Annotated in this window: 17 protein-coding genes; 9 read left to right on the forward strand and 8 right to left on the reverse strand. The window is 64.0% G+C overall.

Translation table 11 applies throughout. The annotated features are described in order from the left end of the window. Positions 1-8: 8 nt before the first annotated feature. The 6 genes from GH681_RS17540 to GH681_RS17565 all read left to right on the forward strand — a co-directional run bounded on the left by GH681_RS17540 (position 9) and on the right by GH681_RS17565 (position 6,673). The gene (locus GH681_RS17540) at positions 9-593 is read left to right on the forward strand and encodes a dimethylamine monooxygenase subunit DmmA family protein (RefSeq protein WP_153162833.1); all 585 of its coding nucleotides are present in this window, start codon (positions 9-11) and stop codon (positions 591-593) included. After that, positions 590-1,540: a PDR/VanB family oxidoreductase gene (locus tag GH681_RS17545; protein WP_228111960.1), complete on the forward strand. Its 951-nt coding sequence runs from the start codon at positions 590-592 to the stop codon at positions 1,538-1,540. Before GH681_RS17540 ends, GH681_RS17545 begins: the two co-directional genes overlap by 4 nt. 20 nt (positions 1,541-1,560) lie before the next feature. Beyond that, entirely contained in the window at positions 1,561-2,637 is a 1,077-nt protein-coding gene (locus GH681_RS17550) for a DUF3445 domain-containing protein (RefSeq protein WP_153162834.1), read from the forward strand. A gap of 148 nt (positions 2,638-2,785) precedes the next feature. Further along, entirely contained in the window at positions 2,786-4,168 is a 1,383-nt protein-coding gene (locus tag GH681_RS17555; protein WP_153162835.1) for an acyl-CoA dehydrogenase family protein, read from the forward strand. A 58-nt stretch (positions 4,169-4,226) separates the two neighbouring features. Continuing rightward, the gene (locus tag GH681_RS17560) at positions 4,227-4,766 is read left to right on the forward strand and encodes a flavin reductase family protein (protein ID WP_153162836.1); all 540 of its coding nucleotides are present in this window, start codon (positions 4,227-4,229) and stop codon (positions 4,764-4,766) included. Further along, positions 4,763-6,673, forward strand: a complete 1,911-nt coding sequence (locus GH681_RS17565) for a DUF1989 domain-containing protein (RefSeq protein WP_153162837.1) — start codon at positions 4,763-4,765, stop codon at positions 6,671-6,673. Before GH681_RS17560 ends, GH681_RS17565 begins: the two co-directional genes overlap by 4 nt. Before the next feature lie 70 nt (positions 6,674-6,743). Here GH681_RS17565 and GH681_RS17570 read toward each other — a convergent pair whose 3' ends face one another. The 6 genes from GH681_RS17570 to GH681_RS17595 all read right to left on the reverse strand — a co-directional run bounded on the left by GH681_RS17570 (position 6,744) and on the right by GH681_RS17595 (position 15,593). Beyond that, on the reverse strand, positions 6,744-9,797 hold the full coding sequence (locus GH681_RS17570) for a type I restriction endonuclease subunit R (RefSeq protein ID WP_153162838.1): 3,054 nt from the start codon (positions 9,795-9,797) through the stop codon (positions 6,744-6,746). After that, complete coding sequence (locus tag GH681_RS17575) at positions 9,794-10,465, reverse strand: retron system putative HNH endonuclease (RefSeq protein WP_153162839.1); 672 nt, start codon at positions 10,463-10,465, stop codon at positions 9,794-9,796. The genes GH681_RS17570 and GH681_RS17575 overlap by 4 nt, the downstream gene beginning before the upstream one ends. Continuing rightward, positions 10,462-11,838, reverse strand: a complete 1,377-nt coding sequence (locus GH681_RS17580; RefSeq protein WP_153162840.1) for an AAA family ATPase — start codon at positions 11,836-11,838, stop codon at positions 10,462-10,464. Before GH681_RS17580 ends, GH681_RS17575 begins: the two co-directional genes overlap by 4 nt. Beyond that, positions 11,835-13,136 carry a restriction endonuclease subunit S gene (locus tag GH681_RS17585; protein ID WP_153162841.1) on the reverse strand — a complete coding sequence of 434 codons (1,302 nt, stop codon included), beginning with the start codon at positions 13,134-13,136 and terminating at the stop codon, positions 11,835-11,837. The genes GH681_RS17580 and GH681_RS17585 overlap by 4 nt, the downstream gene beginning before the upstream one ends. Continuing rightward, complete coding sequence (locus tag GH681_RS17590; RefSeq protein ID WP_153162842.1) at positions 13,133-15,262, reverse strand: class I SAM-dependent DNA methyltransferase; 2,130 nt, start codon at positions 15,260-15,262, stop codon at positions 13,133-13,135. The genes GH681_RS17585 and GH681_RS17590 overlap by 4 nt, the downstream gene beginning before the upstream one ends. 151 nt (positions 15,263-15,413) lie before the next feature. Beyond that, positions 15,414-15,593, reverse strand: a complete 180-nt coding sequence (locus GH681_RS17595) for a hypothetical protein (protein ID WP_153162843.1) — start codon at positions 15,591-15,593, stop codon at positions 15,414-15,416. A 102-nt stretch (positions 15,594-15,695) separates the two neighbouring features. Between GH681_RS17595 and GH681_RS17600 the strand changes: the two genes are divergently transcribed. Further along, on the forward strand, positions 15,696-16,151 hold the full coding sequence (locus GH681_RS17600; protein ID WP_153162844.1) for a hypothetical protein: 456 nt from the start codon (positions 15,696-15,698) through the stop codon (positions 16,149-16,151). A gap of 31 nt (positions 16,152-16,182) precedes the next feature. On the opposite strand, the gene GH681_RS17605 is transcribed toward GH681_RS17600, so the two are convergent. Continuing rightward, positions 16,183-16,722 carry a DUF3455 domain-containing protein gene (locus GH681_RS17605; protein ID WP_153162845.1) on the reverse strand — a complete coding sequence of 180 codons (540 nt, stop codon included), beginning with the start codon at positions 16,720-16,722 and terminating at the stop codon, positions 16,183-16,185. Positions 16,723-16,907: 185 nt separating this feature from the next. Further along, positions 16,908-18,677 carry a PAS domain-containing protein gene (locus GH681_RS17610; RefSeq protein WP_153162846.1) on the reverse strand — a complete coding sequence of 590 codons (1,770 nt, stop codon included), beginning with the start codon at positions 18,675-18,677 and terminating at the stop codon, positions 16,908-16,910. A gap of 135 nt (positions 18,678-18,812) precedes the next feature. On the opposite strand from GH681_RS17610, the gene GH681_RS17615 reads away from it, so the two are divergent. Continuing rightward, complete coding sequence (locus GH681_RS17615; protein WP_153162847.1) at positions 18,813-20,339, forward strand: ATP-binding protein; 1,527 nt, start codon at positions 18,813-18,815, stop codon at positions 20,337-20,339. Then, positions 20,336-21,016 carry a response regulator gene (locus GH681_RS17620; RefSeq protein ID WP_153162848.1) on the forward strand — a complete coding sequence of 227 codons (681 nt, stop codon included), beginning with the start codon at positions 20,336-20,338 and terminating at the stop codon, positions 21,014-21,016. The genes GH681_RS17615 and GH681_RS17620 overlap by 4 nt, the downstream gene beginning before the upstream one ends. Positions 21,017-21,022: the final 6 nt, after the last annotated feature.

A 21,022-nucleotide genomic window follows, 5' to 3' on the forward strand; every position in this document is an offset into this window, starting at 1 on the left:
CCGCCGCCATGATGATCTCCGACATCAAGAGCCGCCCGATCTACCGCGACCTGGCCCCCGAACCCACCGCCAGCGGCCACCTGCTGGTGGTCGAGGGCGAGACCCTCACCCCGGCCCTGCTGGCCGCCTTCGCCAGCGCCTTCGGGCCGGTGGCGCCGCGGCTCCACATCTGGCTCGTGGGCGGCCCGCAAGACGTGGGCGCCCACCCGGGCCGACTGTGGCGGCTTGGCAGCCTGGCCGACGTGGAGGACAGCCTCTCCTGCGCCAGCCGCGGTTTCGGCATCGGCGACCGCCTGTACGTGAGCGGCACCGAGCCCTTCCTGTGGCGCGTGGCCGAGGCCGCCGGCCATGTGGGTTTCGCCAGCGGGCAGATCCAGCTCCACCACGCCGGCAGCCTGCGCCGCCGGGTGTGGTGCACCCACTGCCACAGCATCACCGACGACGTGACCACCCACATCGCCGACTGCGCCGGCTGCGGCCGCCACCTGCTGGTGCGCGACCACTTCTCCCGCCGCCTGGGCGCCTTCATGGGCGTGATGGTGGATGCCGAGGCGCCCGGCCAGGTACCCGCCCGCGAGGAGGTCTTCGCATGATCGGCGACACCCTCCTGCTGCGGGTGGATGCGGCCACCGCCATCGCCCCCACCCTGCGCCACCTGCGCCTGGTGGCGGCGGACGGCGGCAAGCTGCCCCCGGCCTCGGCCGGCGCCCATGTGCAGCTCAGCCTCAAGGCCGCGGCGCGCACCCACCGCAACGCCTACTCGCTGGTCAGCCGCCCCGGCGCCCGCGACGCCTACGAGATCATCGTGCGGCGCGTCGAAGCCTCCCGCGGCGGCTCGGCCTTCATACACGAGCAGCTCGCGGTGGGCGACACCGTCGAGGCCGCGTGGCCGGGCAACCTCTTCCCCCCGGTGCGCACCGCCCGCCACCAGCTGATGGTCGCCGGCGGCATCGGCATCACGCCCTTCCTGTCATACCTGGCCGAGTTCGGCCTGAGCGGCGCGTCCCACGCGCTGCATGTGTGCTGCCGGCCGGACGAACGCGAGGTGTTCGCCCCGTGGCTACCGGAGGGCGCCAATGTGGACTTCCACTGGGACGCCGACGGCCACCGGCTCGACATCCCCGCCCTCCTCGCCGCCCAGCAGGCCGGCACCCACCTCTACGTGTGCGGCCCGGCGGCCATGAACGATGCGGTGATCGCCGCCGCCCGCGACGCCGGCTGGCCCGACAGCCACGTGCATTGCGAGCACTTCGGCACCGCCCTCAGCGGCGGCGAGGCCTTCCGCGCCTTCCTCGCCCGCTCCGGCATCGAGGTGAGCGTGGGCGAGGACGAGAGCCTGCTCGAAGCCATCGAGCGCGCCGGCGTGGCCGCCCCCTGCCTGTGCCGCGGCGGCGCCTGCGGCGTATGCGCGACGCCGCTGCTCGAAGGCGACGCCGAACACCGCGACCACTTCCTGTCCCCCACCGAGCGCGAAAGCGGCCGCCTGATCATGCCCTGCGTATCTCGGGCGCGCTCGGGACGGCTCGTGCTGGACCTGTGACCCTGCCCCGGAGACCCATCATGACCCTCGCCTTCAAGCCCGACGAAACCTTCCGCGGCGACTACACCTACCGCAACAGCGACGCCGCGATCCTGCGTTTCCCCTTCCCCTTCCCGGAAGACCGCTACATGTACAGCGTCAACATCGAGCCGCACACCCGCAGCGGCCCGACCGACGTCTTCCGCCGCCCCTTCGACGTGGATGAGCACTACATCGCCGAATGTCGCGACAAGGCCATCACGCTGGAGCGCGACCCCAGCCGCTGCCAGGCCCTGCCCCACATGATGCTGGCCCAGTGGGACACCCTCGAGCTGCTGATGGAGAGCCTCGCCGCCGATTACCCGGCCCACTTCGCCCTCATCAAGGAAGGCGACGACTTCGGCAGTCGGTGGACGTGGATCAACCGCCCGCTGGGCATCGAGCAGAGCTTCATCTTCGGCAACCCCGACACCCTACCCTGCGAGCCCTTCGAGTACATCACCCGCCAGGCCCAGGGCGACTTCGCCATCTGCGACCAGCGCGACAACAACCTCTTCATGGACGCCGGGATGGTCACCTCCCAGGCCGACTGGTCGCTGGCGTTCGACGTGGGCATGAGCTTCATGGAATGGCACGGCCCGGTGCCCCTGGCCCACCAGGCCGGCGTCTTCGAGCGGGCGCTGAAGTTCCTGCTGATGCTTCGCCTGGGCCAGCCGATGCGCCGCCTCAACTGGACGATGACCATCAACCCGCGCCTCGACACCTCGCCCGAGAGCTACCCCGAGTGGGGCCCGGACCGCGCCAGCCTCACCCCGGACAACATCGGCCGCAAGCTGCACCTGCGCGTCGAGCTGCAGACCCTGTGGCGGCTCCCCCGCAGCAACGCGATCCTGTTCCCGATCCGCTGCTACCTCGCCTCCCTCGACGAGCTGGCCCGCGTGCCCAAGTGGGGCGCCCGCCTTCACCGGGTGCTCTCCACGCTGCCGCCAGAGCTCGTCGACTACAAGGGCCTCACCCGCTTCCTGCCCACCGCGCTGGACTGGCTCGCCGCCCACGACGACGGCCGCGAGCTGCCCATCGGCATCGAGCCGGGCATCGCCACCCTGACACCGCGCTGACCTGCCGGGGCGGCGGTAGGGGCGACTTCAGTCGCCCAAGGCCTCCACCCAACGGCATGTCGATGAACCAACCCACGGCGGGCGACTGAAGTCGCCCCTACAGCCCCACCCGAATTCCCTCTCAAACACTCACGCAAAGGAAACCACCATGAACGCACCCACCCAGATCACCCCCACCGGCATCGGCGCGGAATGGAGCCCCCAGTGGCTGCTCACCCCCGAGCAGCGCGCCCTGCAGGCCGACCTGATCGCCCTGTGCGAGACGACCCTGCGCCCCAACGCCATCGAGAGCGACAAGAAGTACATCTACCCGCGCAAGAACTTCGAGGCGCTGGCCTCGATGGGCCTGCTGAGCCTCACCATCCCCAAGGAACTCGGCGGCCGCGGCGAGAGCCACGTGTGCGCCGCAATGGTGGTCGAGACCATCGCCCGCTACGGCTGCCCCTCCACCGCCATGTGCTACACCATGCACCTGGGCGCCTGCGCCGCCGCGCTCTTACGCCACCACGACAACGAACGCCTGAAGGACATCCTGCGCCGCGTGGATGAAGACGTGCTGATCGGCACCCTGTCGTATTCCGACCCGGAGACCGGCTCCCACTTCTGGTACCCCATGTCGTCCCGCGCCGAGCGCACCGACAACGGCTGGAAGGTCTTCAAGAAGGCATCCTGGACCACCTCCGGCGGCTTTGCCGACTGGTACATCATCCAGACCACCTCGCCCGATTTCGGCGGCGACTACTCCAACCTCTCCTGCTTCCTCGTCACCAAGGACCAGATCCACGCCGACCCGGCCAACTGGGACGGCCTCGGGATGCGCGGCAACCAGTCCGGCCCGATCTCGGTGGATGGCGTCGACATCGCCCCGGACGCGCTGGTCGGCCCCATCGGCGACGGCGCAAAATCCAACGACGAAGTGGTTGATCCCTTCTTCCTGGTGTGCTCGTCGGCCTGCTGGAACGGCATCTGCCTCGCCGCCATGGACATCACCAAGAACCACACCACCCGCAAGGTGCACAACGACGTGGGCATGCGCGTGGCCGACTACCCGACCATCCAGGACTACGTGGGCGAGTGCCTGATCGACACCAACGCCAGCCGCAGCTACGTCTATCTCGCCGCCAAGGCGCTGGACGACCTCACCGACGGCTGCGACTGGTCGGCCCACGCGAAGATCGACCACCTGCCGCGCACCCAGATCCTCAACTGGCTGTGGCAGGTCAAGTTCTTCGCCTCCAAGAACGTCACCTACGTGGTGGACAAGATGCTCCACGCCTGCGGCGGCACCGGCTACAAGCCCGCCCTGGGCATCGAGCGCCTGCTGCGCGACGGCAAGGCCGGCTGGGTGATGGGCCCCACCAACGAGGTGCTGCGCCAGTTCGTCGGCAAGGCCGCGCTGCTCGGCTTCGAGGTGCTGGATTACTGGAACCAGTCGGTCAACCAGCGCGTCCTCAACAACGAGCTCAAGAAGATGAGCAAGGACGAAAAAGCCGCCTTCGCCGCCAAGCTGCTGGCCGAAGCCCAGGCCTGACGCAACCCGGGCCGTCCGCCGGGCGGCCCGCCCCTCCGCCCCCGAAAACGGAGACATCATGACCACCGCCTTCTGCCCCTCCGCGCCAGCCGAGAACCTGCTCAGCGCCCCCTTCGACGCCCGCCTGTTCCGCCGCGTGCTGGGACTCTTCCCCACCGGCGTCACCATCGTCACCACCTGGGATGCCGACGGCCGGCCGGTTGGCGCCACCGTCAGCTCCTTCAACTCGGTGTCCCTCACGCCGCCGCTGGTGCTGTTCAGCCTGGCCTGCGAGAGCGCCGCCTGCGAGGTGTTCTCGGGCGGCGGGCCGCTGGCAATCCACGTGCTCGGCCACGAGCAGGAAGCCCTCTCCAACCGCTTCGCCCGGGGCGGCGCCGAGAAATGGGCCGATCTGGTGTATGGCACAGGCGAGCTGGGCAGCCCGCTGCTGGAAGGCGCCCTCGCCACCTTCGAATGCGTGCCCTACGCCCGCTACCCCGGCGGCGACCACACCATCTTCGTATGCGAGGTGCGCGGCCTGCGCTTCCGCGACGGTGAACCGCTCATCTTCAGCGGCGGCCGCTACCGCAGCCTGGCGAGCCAGGAGGCCTTTGCATGAACGACCCGACCCCGCTCCCGGCCCTCGACCCCGAAGCCGGCACCGACCCGTATCTGCTCGACACCGACGCCCCGCCGCCGGCCCCGCAGGCCTTCCCCGAGCCGCTGGAGGTGATCCGCGTCGCCGCCGCCAGCGCCCGCGCCTTCACGGTAAAAGCCGGCCAGTTCATCCAGGTGATCGACGTGGACGGCAGGCAGTGCTCCGATCTCCTCGCCTTCGACGCCGAAGCGCTCGCAGCGGGCGAGGAATGGGGCCTCGACCCCACCGTCACCCGCACCCTCGCCGGCTCGGCCTATCCGCTGCCGGGCCTCCACGCCAGGTATTTCGACGCGCGCATGCAGCCGCTGCTCGAAACCGTGCAGGACACCGTCGGCCGCCACGACGCCTTCGCGCTCGCCTGCACCGCCAAGTATTACGAGGACGCCGGCTTTCCCGGCCACCCCAACTGCAGCGACAACTTCTCGGCCGCGCTGGCGCCCTTCGGCATCAAGCCCCGGGCCGGCTGGCCGGCGATCAACTTCTTCTACAACACCTTCATCCAGCCCTGCGGCAGCCTGGGCTTTGCCGAGCCGTGGTCGAAGCCCGGCGACTACGTGCTGCTGCGCGCCCTGAAGGATCTGGTGGTGGCGGTTTCGTCCTGCGCCGACGACATCGACCCCGCCAACGCCTGGCAGCCCACCGACATCGAGGCGCGCATCTTTGATGCCGCCCATCACTTTCCCCGAGCCCTGGCCCATCGCATGACGCCCGACGCCCCCGCCCGCCTGACCCGCCCGAGCGCCTTCGCGCCGGTCACCGAAACCCTCACCCGCGACTTCATCGACTACAAGGGCTTCTGGCTGCCCCGCAGCTTCGTGGGCCACGGCACGCTGGCCGAGTACTGGGCCTGCCGCGAGAAGGTGGCGGTGATGGATCTCTCCGCCCTGCGCAAGTTCGACGTCACCGGCCCCGACGCCGAGGCCCTGCTTCAAAAGGTGCAGACCCGCGACATGCGCAAGCTGGCCGTCGGGCAGGTGGTCTACACCGCCGTGTGCCACGCCCACGGCGGCATGATGGACGACGGCACGGTGTTCCGCCTGGGGCGCGACGTGTTCCGCTTCGTGTGCGGCGAAGACACCACCGGCCTGTGGCTGAAGGAGCAGGCCGCCGCCGGCGGCTTCGACGTGCGCATCCGCGACGCCACCGACGCGCTGCACAACCTCGCGGTGCAGGGCCCGAAGAGCCGCGAGCTGCTGGCCAAAATTTTGTGGACGGCCCCGATCCAGCCGGCCATCGGCGAGCTGGGCTGGTTCCGCTTCACCGCCGCGCGCCTGGGCGGCCCCACCGGCATTCCGCTGGTGGTGTCGCGCACCGGCTACACCGGCGAACTGGGCTTCGAGCTATGGTGCGCCCCCAAGGACGGCCCGGCCGTGTGGCAGGCAGTGATGGAAGCCGGCGCGCCGCTGGGCATCGTGCCGCTGGGTTTCGACGCGCTGGACATGCTGCGCATCGAAGCCGGCCTCGCCTTCGCCGGCCACGAGTTCTGCGACCAGACCGACCCCTTCGAGGCCGGCATCGGCTTCACCGTGGCGCTCTCCAAACCCGACGACTTCATCGGCAGGGCCGCGCTGGAAGAACGCAAGGCCCACCCGCGCCGCAAGCTGGTGGGCCTCGCCATCGCCAGCAACGAGCCGGCCGCCCACGGCGACGGCCTGTACGTGGGCCGCGCGAAGGTGGGCGAGATCACCAGCACGGTGCGCTCGCCCATCCTCGACACCCAGATCGCCCTGGCGCGGGTGGATGTGGCGTATTCGGCCATCGACACCGCGCTGCAGGTGGGCCAGCTCGATGGCCACCGCAAGCGGCTGGATGCGACGGTGGTGGCCTTCCCGCACTTCGACCCCACCAAGGCGCGGGTGCGGGCGTAGCGTGTCGGGCCAGCGAGGCCCGGAAGGCATGCTACAACCCGGCGACCAGCTATCCGGCAACGTCCGATGGCTAGTCGTGAAGAGTCGGTTCAACATCCAAGCCGCCCGCCATCCTGACCGCACAAAGCCGGTTGTAAACTTGGCTACCGAGCCACTTGGACACCAGCTCCTGCACATCGAGTTTGCCCATGTAGTCCGCGAAAAGCTCTTCGTTCAACTCCATTCGTTCGATGAAAAGGGACTCGAGCACCTGCCGGAACACCAGTTGAAATTTTTCGAGGGAATTAACCTCAGCCGCTTTCTGCAGCGATTCGTTGAGGATCGCGGCCTCAGCGATCTGATCGAAGAACAGCTGGTCTGCCTCGTTCAACTCACCACCGAAGCGCTGGTTGATGATGTCAATAAGGCGAGACAACGAAACGAGCTCTTCCCGCACCATGCCCGACCCCACCTCTCGTGGGCCGTCCAGTGGTGTGGCGTAGCCTTCATTGAGGCTGATCGAGCCTTCACTGATCTTCTGTAACCGGTAGTAATCAAGCTCAACCTCCTCGTCGAACTGGTAACCCGGCCCGCTCCTGCGCTTTGGCAGCTTCAACGCGAGGTGTCGCAAGTAGGTGAATAGCTTTTCCAGATCGCTATCCTGGTAAGGGATCACCTGACTCAGGAAACTGTATAGATTACGGAAGGCCTGCAACTTTCCACGCCATAGTTCCGCTTCCTCCTCTTCGGTGTTCTGCAAGTGGACGAAGCGCGCGACCGCCTGATCGAGCGTCGCGTTCATCCTCTTGTGGTCTCCCGGGCTCTGGCGGCGCTTCGGCGCAAAAAAGACCCGAGAGAACTCGGTCACTTCGGCATGCAGGTAGATGCCCGATGCATCCAGCTCTGCCTTTACCTCGTACAGCTTGTCGGGGTCGACTTCCTCTCCCATCACCGAGCCCTCGTAGTACTGGCGAAACGCCTCCTGAATCTCGCCGGGCTCGTTAACGAAATCGAGCACAAAAGTGTCGTCCTTGAGCGGATGGGTACGATTCAAACGCGACAGTGTCTGCACCGCCTGAATGCCCGCAAGGCGTTTGTCGACATACATCGTGTGCAGCAGCGGCTGATCGAAACCGGTCTGGTATTTCTCGGCCACCAGCAGCACGCGAAAATCAGGCTTGGCAAACGTCTCGGGCAGCTCTTTTTCCTTTAACCCATCATTCATCCCGATTTCGGTGAAATGCTTTTCCGGGATCTTGTCGTCTTCCACGCTCCCCGAAAATGCTACCAGGCTCTTGATCGGGTAGCCTTTCTCCTGAATATAGCGGTCAAACTCCTGCTTGTAGCGCACCGCCTCAAGCCGCGAGCCGGTCACCACCATGGCCTTGGCATGACCACCGATCTTATGGCGGATAAAATGCTGAAAATGCTCCACCATCACCTCGGTCTTCTGGCCGATGTTATGCGGATGCAGGCGCATGAAACGAGCCAAGGCCTTGGCTGCCTTCTTGCGTTCGACACTGGGGTCGTCCTCTGCCCGCTTGATCAGCTTGTAATAGGCTTTGTACGTAACGTAGCTCTTCAGCACGTCCTCGATAAAGCCCTCCTCAATCGCCTGCCGCATCGTGTAGCGGTCGAAAGCCTTACCGTTGCGACCAAAGATCGCCAAGGTCTTGTGCTTTGGGGTTGCCGTGAAGGCGAAAAAACTCATGTTGGGCTGCTGGCCTCGTTTGACCATGGCGCGGAACAAGCGTTCGAGTTCCGCCTCGCCCTCCTCCTTGGCCATTTCCTGCGCCTTGTCGCGCAATTCAGCGCCGCCCAGCACACCTTTCAACTCAGTAGCCGTTTCCCCCGATTGCGAGCTGTGCGCCTCATCAATGATGACCGCGTACCTGCGTGTGGGCAGATGGCTCCGGCTGGCTTCGCCCCGCTCTTCGTTCAGCTTGGCCAGCTGAGCCGACACAAACGGAAATTTCTGCAAGGTCGTGATGATGATGGGCACGCCTGCCTCAAGCGCCTCGGCTAACTGACGCGAATCCTCATCGATCTTTTGCACCACACCTTGCCGATGATCGAACTGGTAAATGGTGTTCTGCAATTGGCGGTCCAGCACCACACGGTCGGTAATGACGATCACGCTGTCGAACAGCCGCTCATCCCGCTCGTCATGCAGGCTGGAGAGCCGATGCGCCAACCAGGCGATAGTGTTGCTTTTACCGCTGCCCGCCGAATGCTCCACCAGATAGCTACGCCCAACGCCCTCATGCGCCGCTGCTGCAACCATCTCGCGCACGGCACGTAGCTGGTGGTAGCGCGGAAAGATCAGGGTTTCCTTGCGCACCTTCTTGCCGTCGTCCGTGTTTTTTTCTTCGACGTTCAAGTGCAAGAAGCGGGCAAGTAGATCAAGCAGGCTGTCGCGTTGCAATACCTCTTCCCAGAGATAGGCTGTCTTGTAATTGCGACCACTCTGGTCGGGCGGGTTGCCAGCGCCGCCTTCGAAACCGCGGTTGAACGGCAGGAAATACGTAGAAGTCCCGGCCAGGCGCGTGCTCATGTGCGCCTCTTCGGTATCCACGGCAAAATGCACCAGGGTGCGCTTGGCAAAAACAAAAATCGGCTCACGCGGGTCGCGGTCATGGCGGTACTGATGGATGGCGTTGGCTGCGGTCTGCCCGCTCAGTGGATTCTTCAGCTCCAGCGTCACCACCGGAATGCCATTGACTGACAACACCACATCTAGTGATTTTTCGTTTTTGGGGCTGAAGTGAAGTTGCCGTGTCAGCCCCAGGCGGTTGGCCTGGTAACGTGCTTCCAGCTCGGGATTCAAGCCGTGGGCCGGGCGCAAGAAGGCAATGCGCAGCGTTCTGCCAAAGCACTTGAAGCCGTGGCGCAAGGTGGCCAACGCACCATGGGTATCCAGCCATTTGCACATAGACTCCAGCACCCGGGCGCCGGTCTGCTCGCCGTGCAGGGCCTCCAGCTTCGCCCACTCCTTACCTTGCGTCGCGCGGATGAAGCTCAACGCTTCGTCGGGAAAGACGGCTTGCTCGCGATTGAAACCTAGTCCCTCAAGTCGGTCATACCCTTTGAGCAACAGAGTCGCCTCGATGATGCTTTCAAAGGCGGCTTCACTGGTGCTTTTCACTTTTCTTCCGCCCCCGCGATATATTTTGGCAACAACTGCTTCAGTACAAAGCAGAACTCACGAAGCCGACCGTCTCCATCAAAACGATCAATATTTTGCAAAGCAACCTTCGCCTCTGAGATTGACAATGGCTTTGCACGCGTCCTTGCACCAAAACCAAAAAATCCGTCCACTCTTGATTTGCGCAGCAACTGCAAAGCCCGCACATCCAAATGAAGTACATCAATGGTCGCCTTTGCCGACTGATGATCTTCAGGATTCGGAAAAACGTGCCCACCCCATGAAAATCTAAATCGCCGCTCACAATCACCGGCCAACGGCGAAACGAATTTTTCTTTTTCCCACCAGCCGCCCTTGATCGGAGCACCATACCCATGGCTCTTATCTCCACCATCCGCGGGAAAACATGCCACTACATTGCGGTATTCTACATCCTCCCACTCATCGCACGCAGTCTGAGGCTTCAAGTGCTCCACATGCGAGGTTTCATTTTCTATTCTCACACCAGTGTAGGCGCACAACCATCCTTGCTCATTTAGAAGCTTCATTTTTAGTTTTTGATGAGCCGCCGTGCCGAGCATATCGCTGTAACTGTGATTATGCTCTTTGTTTTCGTCGCACCAAGTATTTAACTCTGTGGGCGGATGCGTTTTTACAATACGTCTCATTCAGCCCTCAGAAGTGCAAAACGATCCAAGAGCGCCATAGCCTCCTGAAGATCCGGAAAATCACCAACTTCTGCCCGTAACCTCGCCACCAGCGCTCTTGCATCATCTAATTTATCGGCATCAATTGCCTGATAGATGTCCGAAAGCCTTTGCTCGGTTTCAAAATCTCTTGCAGGAACTCCCATAATGTTTTGAAGCACCCAACTGCTATCCATACCAAAAGACTGCGCCGCCCCGGCCTTTACAACCCTCCCTGACGCATCAAAATGCAGGAGCTTTAATTTCTGTGGCCGAACCTGCCCAATGACTTGCGGTGAATGGGTGGTAACAATAAATTGGCATCGAGAAAAAACACTTTGCAGCAGTCTCAATACTCGTCGTTGCCAACTGGGGTGTAGATGCAATTCGACCTCGTCGATCAAGACCAGAGCAACGCCTTCGCCGATCGGATCCTCGCTGTTGGGGTTCGCAATGGCTAGTCGGCGAACAAGATCAAACAGCAGCGCCAGCAACCCGCGCTCCCCGTCGGACAACTGCTCAAGAAATAGCGTCTTACCACTCTTTGTTACACTAAATCGTGGCGGCCTTCCTTCGTGAAGGATCAGATTAGAGACCTCAGGCAGGAATTCTTTAATCGCCCGCTCGAGCTGCTGAAATAGTCGTTTTTTGGTTTCTGCTACTGCCTCAACTGAGACTACTCTATACCAATTCGCAAAGTCATTGAGCGACACCTCCAGCTGGTTAAGAGCCTTATCGTAGGCCATCGCTGGCTCAAGTTTCTTGGTTTTTGGCAGGGACGGTGGAAGACGTGACAAAAATCGCGAGGTCGTATAAAGCACCGCGAGCGGTTGTACGCTGCTGCTTTTTGCGACAGCGACAACCTCATCCACTTCAGCAGCTGCATCAACTGGCAGGATACGCACGGCCGCGATATCCGAAGCATGATCAAGTTGCATTTCGATTCGCCGAATTTCGTCACTAATTACTCGTTCTTCTTTCGACCCCTTCTTCGTTTCACGCGTAGCAAAGCGCAGGTCATCTCGACGCTTTAGCAAACTCTCAGCCTGATCTGCGTCGAGCTGGGCTGCACGAGTTAGATCAATCATGACGTTTGCTGCATCGAGCCGGAGCGTGACCGACACCGACAGCCCAGGCTTCCCCGATTGAACGTCGGTTTCATTCAATCCAAGCGGTACCTCGTTGGAAGCCGTTAACTTTGGCAATGCGAGCGACAGAGCACTCGTGAGCGCCCTCAATATTCCTGATTTTCCCACCCCATTGACACCGGCAATAACTGTCACATCCTCCTCGAAATCAATATCAATTTGTTCGAAGCCGCGAAAATTGGCCAGCGAAAGTTTTCTCACCTTCATAGAAACATCTCCTCCAGGGAGACCTGACCTGTGACAGCGGCAGCAATCATCGCAGCGCGGCGCTCAGCAAGCAGATCCAGTGAGCGCTGAATTTCCGAGCGAAGCGGCATGAAAGCATTGAGAGAGTGCTTGAGCCTGGCACAGATCTCAGCTTGCTCTTCACTAGGCGGAACAGGTATTTTTATGTTTTCCAGTTGTTCGCAAGTAATTGCGCCCTTAGTGCTGCCCGCGCCATCACTATCGCTTCGCAAAAAGGCATACGCATGCCCCAACAGATAATACAGATAGTCTGCATTGAGCTCTTGCGTGCGGGGCTTAATGAATGCGAGATGCTGATTAATAGTGGCCTCGATCCCCAACACTGAGGCCATACCTCGCGTCTTTCCTTGTCCAGTGATACCAACCAGCACTGCGGGTGGTTGAATCTTAGGTAGGTGACACTCTCGAAGGGCGAGCTCTGTCACAAATCTGCTTGCGTTTGTGGCAGGCGAGACGTTAACGACTGAACTATTCAGCCAAGGATAGCCTTCTTCACTCCAGTAATCCGAATTTTCGACGGAAGGAGTTGATCCGTTGCCAACGAAAGCCAAGTATTTGATTGACTGAACCTCCCAATGAGCCGGAATCTCGCCCAACCATTCGTGGCCAGAGGATTTGAGCGGGGCATTGGGATCAACGCCACGGGTGACAAGGCGGCTGATGAGGGCTGCGCGCTTTTCTTCCAACAGCACCAGCATGCGCTCCTTCTCGGACATCAGGCTGTCAATGCGAGCAGTTTCTTGATCGAGGTAGTTAGCGATGCAGGATTGATGACGAAATTCAATTTTCGGAAACGGAAAATTCCTCACTTTTTCGGCATTCAAATTATCTTGGGTATTACTGCTCGCCTCCGCAATCAGTAAAGGTTGAAGGTGACGTAACCACCATTTCGCGAAACCCCACTCTACGCCATTAGCGAACTCCAAGCCGAGCAAAGCCTGGTTGATTGTTGCCGGTATCGCAAGTTCTGCGACGTGTCCCATGCTTGCATATATGGAGTAAATAAGCGTCCCGGGCGGCAAAACGCACAGGCGCTTGGATGCGATGCCACTTTCAGTAATTCTCCTCTCGGTAACATCGACTCGATCTTTTGTGCTCATGTCGCCAATTGCGACCCAAGCGATGCCTTCACCGGCTGCAGCCCAATACTCATCATTGTTCGTGTCTGGTGTTCCCCCAGAAAAAAGACCGGACAGGACGTGTTTCAGCCGTGGGGTAGCTCTGTGGATGTTGCCAGTGAGGCGATTCTGTTTATTCACTCCGTCACCTCCCGCAGCAAGCCCATGATCCGCTTTTCCACTTCAGCCAGCTCCGCATCTATCTCATGCAGCGGTCGAGGCGCTTTGTACTGGAAGAACACTCGGTTGAAGTTGATCTCATAGCCCACCTTGCCGATGCCGCCATCCTGCTCGTCCAGCGTTTCCCGGTCGATCCAGGCGTCTGCCACATAAGGGCGCACCTCGTTCAGCAGGTAGCTGACGATGTCTTCTTTGAGCGGGATGCTTTCCGCGTCCTTCAGCGCTGGGTCGGGTTCGTACTCCACGAGAGCTTTGCCATGGGTGTGTAGCCCCAGCAGCGCGTACAACTCTGTGGCTTCCAGCGTGGGCAGGGTCTGCTGCGGAAACAGTTCCGCGCCGATGGAAACCTCGCCCTTCTTGTGGCGCCTGGCGATGACCGGAGCGGCATCGGGGTCGACGGTCGTGAAACAGTCCCGAAAGATCTTTCTCTGCGCGCTTCCCTTAGTGCCCTTGGCCCACCCTTCCATATCGTCGGGCAGCTTCTTGAAGATTTGCTGCACCTGATCCCACACCTGGTTCCAGTCAGAATGTGGCTCGCGGCCGAGTTGCTCTTCCACCGCCAACAGGGCGTCATACAGCTCGGGGCAGGTGTTGAGAAAACGCTCGCGGGCGTGATCGGTGATTTCAAAGCGCAGGCGCAAGGGGCGCAGTACGGTGATGCGGCGGTAGCCGAAGTCGGTGTTGTCGAACACCCGGCTGGTTTTGCCACTCTCCATCGCACCGTGTTCGCGGGTGACTGCATCGATGGCAGCCTGGTCCAGATAGCGGCGTTTGTCACCCAGGCTGCGCTTCATCGGGGTGTAACGCTCGCGGGCGTCGATGAGCTGGACCTTGTTCTTTCGGTCGGCAGCCTTGCGATTGGTAACGATCCACACAAATGTGCCGATACCGGTGTTGTAGAACATCTGCTCAGGCAAGGCGATGATGGCTTCGAGCATGTCGCGCTCGATGATCCAGCGCCGGATGTCGCTCTCGCCGCTGCCAGCGCCACCGGTAAACAGAGGCGAGCCATTGAAGACGACAGCCGCCCGCGAACCGGGCAAATCTTTGCTGCCCGGCTGGTAGTCGGCAAACTTGCTGACCATGTGCAGCAAGAAGAGCAAGGCGCCGTCGTTGATGCGTGGCAGTTTGCCGGCGTAGCCACGGAAGTTGGGCCAGCGGTCAATTTCCTTTTTCTCGGCCTTCCAGTCCACACCAAACGGCGGGTTGGCCAGCAGATAATCGAACCAGTGCATATCGTCAAAGCGGTCATCGGTAAGCGTATTGCCGAGCTCGACGCGGCTGTCCTTCTGGCCTTTGATCAGCAAGTCGGAGGCCGCCACTGCGTAGGAGCGCGGGTTGTAGTCCTGCCCATACACTTTCACGGTGGCCTGGCCGTTGTGGGCGCGTATCCAGTTTTGCGCTTCGGCCAGCATGCCACCCGTGCCGCAAGCCGGGTCGCAGATGGTGACGACGATGCCTGCTTGGGTGAGCACCTTGGTATCCGGCTCCAGCAGGAGGTTAACCATGAGCTGGATGACTTCCCGCGGGGTGAAGTGGTCACCCGCGGTTTCATTGGCCGACTCGTTGAAGCGCCGGATCAGGTCTTCGAACACCAAGCCCATGGTGATGTTGTCAACCTTGCGCGGGTGCAGGTCGATTTCGGCGAACTGGGAGACGACCTGATACAGGCGGTTGGATTCTTCGAGCTTCTCAATTTCCTTGTCGAAGTCGAAGCGTTCAAAAATCTTGCGGACGTTCTCCGAGAAGCCATTGATGTAATCGGTCAGGTGACGGGCAACGTTGTCCGGGTCGCCTTTCAGCCGGTAAAAATTCAGTTGGCTGTGGTTGTGAAAACCCAGCGGCGTTCCCTCGTCGTTTTTAGCGACTTCGTTCAGCACCCTGTCCACCAATACGGGCTCCTTGCCCTTCAACGCCTCATAACGTGCAAGCACGGCTTCTTTTGTGGGTGCCAGCACCGCATCGAAGCGGCGTAATACTGTAAGCGGCAACATCACGCGTTCGTACTGTGGTGGGCGATACGGTCCACGCAGGAGATCCGCGACAGACCAGATGAAGTTGGCAAGCTGTTGGAAATTGGCACTCATGGCTAAGGTCTGAAATGCGAGGGGTTCTTGACACTATCGCAGCCCATGGGGCGTACGTTACGGAGGGCTGATCGTCTGGTGTTTCGATGGCCGGCACTTTGGCTCAACCCAGACGCATGAGCCAAGCAGAAAATTCCTTTATGGCAAGGAGTTAGCTGAAAAATCTTGCCGTTTGGAGCAAGGCATTGACCAAGGCCTCGCCGATAGGCTCATTGTTGAGCCAAGTGTGGGCAAGCAAAGCGCCGTCCGCTGCTTCAACGCTCGTCTGATCCACGCAAGTCGCGATGTTATCGCGTGCCATATTGTAGTGACGAGCGAAACGCGAAAGCATCCGCCGGCCCTCCTAACCTGTGCCCCGGCGGCTTCACCGCCATCAAGGCGCCGCCCCAGGGCGACGGGTATAACAACCCGCCAGCCCCATCGGAGCCCGCCCATGACTACCCCCCGCCACATCCTCCGCGTCGTCTTCGCCCTCAGCGCGCTCGCGTGCTCGGTCATCCTGGTGCTCTTCGTGCGCGGCCGGGCGGAATGGAGTGATGCCTTCTGGCTCCAGCTCGCCGCGGCGTCGAGTGTCCTGTGCGCGGCGGCCTGCGTCGTGGCCTTCCGCGACGGGCGGCTGCGGCTCGACGGGGTGCCGATGCTGCGCTTCGTCCTTGTCTTCCTGCGCGAGCTGGCGACCATCTACATCGTCTCCGGCGTGGCCGTCACGGCGATTGCGCTGGCGGTGATCTACGGCGTCACGCGCTCCGGCGCCAACGCGCTGGCCCTGGCGGTCCTTGCCGGGCTGTGGCTGTCCCTGTGGCTGGCGCCGGGCATCGCGTCCTTCACCACCTGGCGCAGGCTGCGCAGCGCAACGGCTGGCGACATCCGGCAGCCCGCAAGGCCATGAAGCGCGGCCGCCACGCCCGGGCGGGAGACGATCAGCGCGCTTTCCAGAAGATGTAGTCGGCCTGGTAGGTCACGGTTTCGCGCTTGCCGCGGGTTGCGGGGCTGCACTCTGCGGCCGGTGCCACGCCGCCCTTCAAGGCAACGCGCTGGATGTGGGTGACACCGGTGAGGGCGCCCTGGCCCATCGCAGGGTTGGCCTTGACGACCTGATAGGGCAGGTTGCCGGCCCCCGCGGGCGCCACGGCCAGCTGGGTGCCGGTCAGCCGCGAGCCGTCGCTGGCCTCCCAGGTGGCCGGGGGGCCGTAGTAGCTGCCCACCACCTTGCCGGCGCGGTCCTTGAGCACCGCCTTGGGGCCGACGAAGACCCATTCTGTCTGCCCGCTGGCACCGGCCTTGTCCCGGCATTCGTAGGTGATGTCGCCGCTGCCGACGGTCTCCCAGGCCACCGCGTGGCCGGCGGGCACCCGGATGCTGTCGGGGAGGCCGTCCTGACTGTAGGCGCCGCTCATGGGGGTGGTGGAGCAGGCGCCGAGGGCAAGGGCGGAAGCAAGGGTGACGATGGCGGTTTTCATGATCGTTTCTCCGTGGGTTGGGGGCTGCGGTGAGCCTTTTTGGGGCAACGCGCAAGGCGCTGCTGTAGTCACTACTCACGGCGGAGCGATCTGGATGCAGATATCTGAAAATATTTTTCTGGCGATGCCACCCCGCCCCACTGGCCCGGTTCTTTTGCACTGAATTCTCGCCAGCGGGGCAACGCTCACGCAGCCCTCAGCGCTTCGGCCAGCAGGGCCGAAGCATCGGTGCAGGTGGAAGGCGCGGGCGCAAGGCCGATGCGGGCCTGCAGCTTGATGGCGTGCCCATCGATACGCAGGGGGCGCTCCACAAGGCCGGCAAGGGCCGCGGCCAGATCGCCCACGCCACCTGACGCCGCCGGCCCCGCCCAGGCCAGCGTGGCCGGCCGGAAATCGGTGATCAGCACCGCAAAGCCGTTGCCGTGGCGGGTCGCGCCGTTGCAGTCGCCATGCACCACGCGCAGGCGCTTGCCGGTCTCCACCATCACCCGCTCGGCCATCGCCGGGCCGTAGTTGGCGGCGAGTGATTCCAGCGCGTCGATCTCCAGGTGGATCAGCGCGAAGGGGTAGCCGGCGATGGCCGAGTGGGCTACCACGTGCTGCAGCCGGTCGAGGAACAGGCTGAAGCTGAGCAGCCCCGTGGCGTTGTCGAAGAACAGCCGGCGGCGGGATTCCTCCTGGGCCTCATGGCGGCTGCTCACGTCGGTGATGAAGCCCTCCAGCCCGAGAAACTCGCCCCGGCTCGAATGGATGCCGCGCCCCTGCTCCCACACCCAGCGGGTCTGGCCGTCCCGGTCGATGATGCGGTAGCTCAGCTCGTAGCGCTCGCGCCGGGCGAGGCGCATCTGCACGTAGTTCCACACGAAATCCCGGTCTTCCGGGTGGATCAGCTCGGCAAAGCTCGCCGACTGGTTATCCACCAGCTCCAGCGGGGTGTAGCCGGTGAGCTCGAAGCAGCCTTCGCTCACGAATTCCATCGTCCAGTGCTTGTCGTTCTGGCCCCGGTAGATCATGCCCGGCAGGTTGTCGAGCATGGTGTGCAGGCTGCGCCGCTGGGCGCGCAGGGCTTCCTCGCCGCGGCGGCGCTGGTCGATGTCGAGCAGCAGGCCGACGATGCCGCCGTCGCCGTCGGCCCAGGCGCGCAGCTCCACCCAGCGCGGCGCACCGCCGCGGGTGGTGACGAGGCGCACCTCCAGGCACAGGCCCTCGCGCCCGCCGGCCTGCAGGCGGCGCAGGCCCTTGGTGAGCGCCGTGCGGTCTTCCAGATGAAAATGCGGCAGAAACGGCGCGAACTGGCAGTCGGCGAGGCTTCGCCCGGTGCTGCGCGCCCACTGGGGGTTGAGCCAGGTGACGGCAAGCTGCGCGTCCAGCGCAAAGAGGATCTCCCCCGCCTCGTGGGCCAGCCGGTTGCCCCACTGGCCGTCGGGCCCGGCCTCGGGCAGCGCGTCCGGCGCGGCAAACTGCAGCAGGGCCACCGACGAACGGTCCGCCCGGAACAGCGACAGCCGCGCCGCCCACGGCAGGCCGTCGGCGCGCAGCAGCGTCACCGTGCCGGCGTCGCCGGACGCGCCTTCGGCCGCCAGCAGCGCCGCCACCTGCCCGTGGTGGCGCGGATGGACGATGTTCTCCAGGGGCATGCCGATCACCTCGTCGCCCCGCTCGGCGAGGCCCAGCCCCTTGAGCAGCGCCCGGTTGGCGTGGGCGATGCGCCCGCCCTCCACCAGCAGCGCCGGCAGGCTGCTGTATTGGGCGAAGTGGGCCAGCGGCCGGCTGGCGCCTTCCGCCTGACGGGCATGGCGCGGCCGCCATCCACCGGGGGCGAGGCGCAGGGCCAGCCAGGTGGCGGCGGGCAGCAGCGGCAGCCCCCACAGCAGCGGAAGGCCGAGGCCGGACTGGCTGAGCACCAGCGCGGAGAGGCTGGTGGCAAGCAGCGTGGCGACCAGATAAAGCGTCATCGGAATCCATCGTCCGCAGAGTTGGAACACCCCGAATCAAGCAGGAATCACTCCACCGGCGCACCTGTATTGTTTCACCACAGGCGCAAAAGTTGCTTTTTACTCCTCAGTTCATCGACCGCGAGACGCCCATCCGTGCTGGCCCGCTACCCGCTCCTCGCCCATCTGGGACTGCTGCTGGCCTGTCTCGCCAGCCTGGCAGCGGCGCTGTTCGCATGCGCGGGGCTGCTGGCGCGGCTCGAAGCCACGCAGCTCTCCACCCAGCAGGCGGGCGTCGAGCTGACCATCGCTACCCTGGCGCTGCTCTACGCCGGCGGCTGCGCGCTGATCCTGCGTCTCGCCTGGAAAGCCCTTGTGCAGCGCACCAACATCGCGCTGTCGCGGGTCGCCGCGCACACCGCCGGTGCGGTGACGGTGAGCGGCGAAGGCGCCGACGAGATCGACCGGCTGGCCCGCGCCCTCGATTCGGTGTCGGGCCAGCTGGCCTGCCGCATCGCCGACAGTGCCCGGCTGTCCCGCCAGGCCGAGGAGCAGGAGCGCTTCGCCACCCGCTCGCTGGAGTTCATCTACCGCACCTGCGCCAGCCTCGCCGGCCACGGGGGCAGCGCCGGCGCGCTGCAGGCGATGCTCGAAGACCTCGCCGACAGCCTCGACGCCCGCGCCTGCGCCCTGGCGCTGCTGGAGCCGGTGGCCGACGGCCTGGGCGTGCCGGAGCAGATCGGCGCGCCGCGCATCCCCGCGCTGCTCGACGAGTTCGACCCCGAGATGCTCGCCCGCGGCGGCGGCCTGCGCCGCTCGGCCAGCGGGCCAGAAGGCGAGGTGGTGGAGCTGGCCGTGCCGGTGGGCGACGCCGACGAGATCTACGGGGTGCTGGTGGTGGAGGCCCGCGGCAACTTCTGCTTCGAGAGCCGCCACCGCCGGCTGGTGGATGCGGTGGCCGGGCTGCTGGCCCTGTCGCTGGGCAACCTGCAGCGCAACCAGCGGCGCCGCCGGCTGGCGCTGATGGACGAGCGCAGCGCCATCGCCGGCGAGCTGCACGATTCCCTCGCCCAGGCGCTCTCGTACATGAAGCTGCAGATCGCCCGCCTGCAGCTGGAGATCGGCCGCAGCTGCACCGCCTGCACGCCGGGCAGCGCGATGCTCGACATCTCCGGCGAGATCAAGACCGGCCTCGACAGCGCCTACCGCCACCTGCGCGAGCTGCTGTCGGCCTTCCGCACCTCCATGCCGCCCGGCGGCCTCCACCAGGCCCTGCGCGAGGTGGTGGATGAGCTCGAAGCCCGCGCCGGCACCGGCGTGAGCCTGGATTTCCGCCTCGGCAGCCAGCCCCTCACCGCCAACGAGGAATTCCACCTCCTGCAGATCGTCCGCGAGGCGCTCACCAACGTCATCCGCCACGCCCGCGCCGCCCACGCGGTGGTGCATCTGGCGCCGCTACCCGGCGGCGAGGTGGCCGTGCGCATCGAAGACGACGGCCGCGGCATCGCCCCGGACGCCGGCGGCGAAGGCCACCACGGCCTGTCGATCATGCGCGAACGCGCCCGCCAGCTGGACGGCACGCTCGCCATCCGCCCCGGCACCGGCGGCGGCACCTGCGTCGAGATGCGCTTCCGCCCCCGCACCGCGCCCACCGAATCCAACCTCCGGGAAAGCCCCCCATGAACCTGCCCGACACCCCCGGCGGCAGCCCGCCGATCCGCATCGTGGTGGTGGACGACCACGCGCTGTTCCGCCGCGGCGTTGGCCAGCTGCTGTCCATGTACCCCGACATCCGCGTGGTGGCCGACGCCCCCAGCGGCGCCGAAGGCATTGAGGCCATCCTCACCCACCGCCCCGACGTGGCGCTGATCGACCTGCACATGAAGGGCCTCGACGGCATATCGGTGATCCGCGCCCTGCAAACCGCCGGCAGCCCCACGCGGCTGGTGATGCTGACGGTGTCGGATTCCAGCTTCGACGTGATGGAAGCCCTCAAGGCCAGCGCCGCCGGCTACCTGCTGAAGGACATGGAGCCCGACGAGTTCTGCCGCAAGCTCCGCCAGGTGGCCGCCGGCGGCACCGTGCTGTCACCCGAAGTCGGCGGCGTCCTCGCCAAACCCCAGGCCGCCAACCGCGAAAGCATCGACGCCGGCTGGGCCTCCCTCACCGTGCGCGAACAGGAGACGCTGGAACTCGTCTCCAAGGGCGCCTCGAACAAGATCATCGCCCGCTCGCTGGGCATCGCCGAGAGCACGGTGAAGGTGCATGTGAAGCACGTGCTGCAGAAGCTGAACCTGCGGAACAGGTTCGAGGCGGCGGTGTGGTTGAGGGAGTTGAGGGAGGAGGAGCGTAGCGGCTGAGGGGTG

Source organism: Zoogloea sp. 1C4 (assembly GCF_009469605.1).
GTDB classification, from domain to species: Bacteria; Pseudomonadota; Gammaproteobacteria; order Burkholderiales; family Rhodocyclaceae; genus Zoogloea; species Zoogloea oryzae.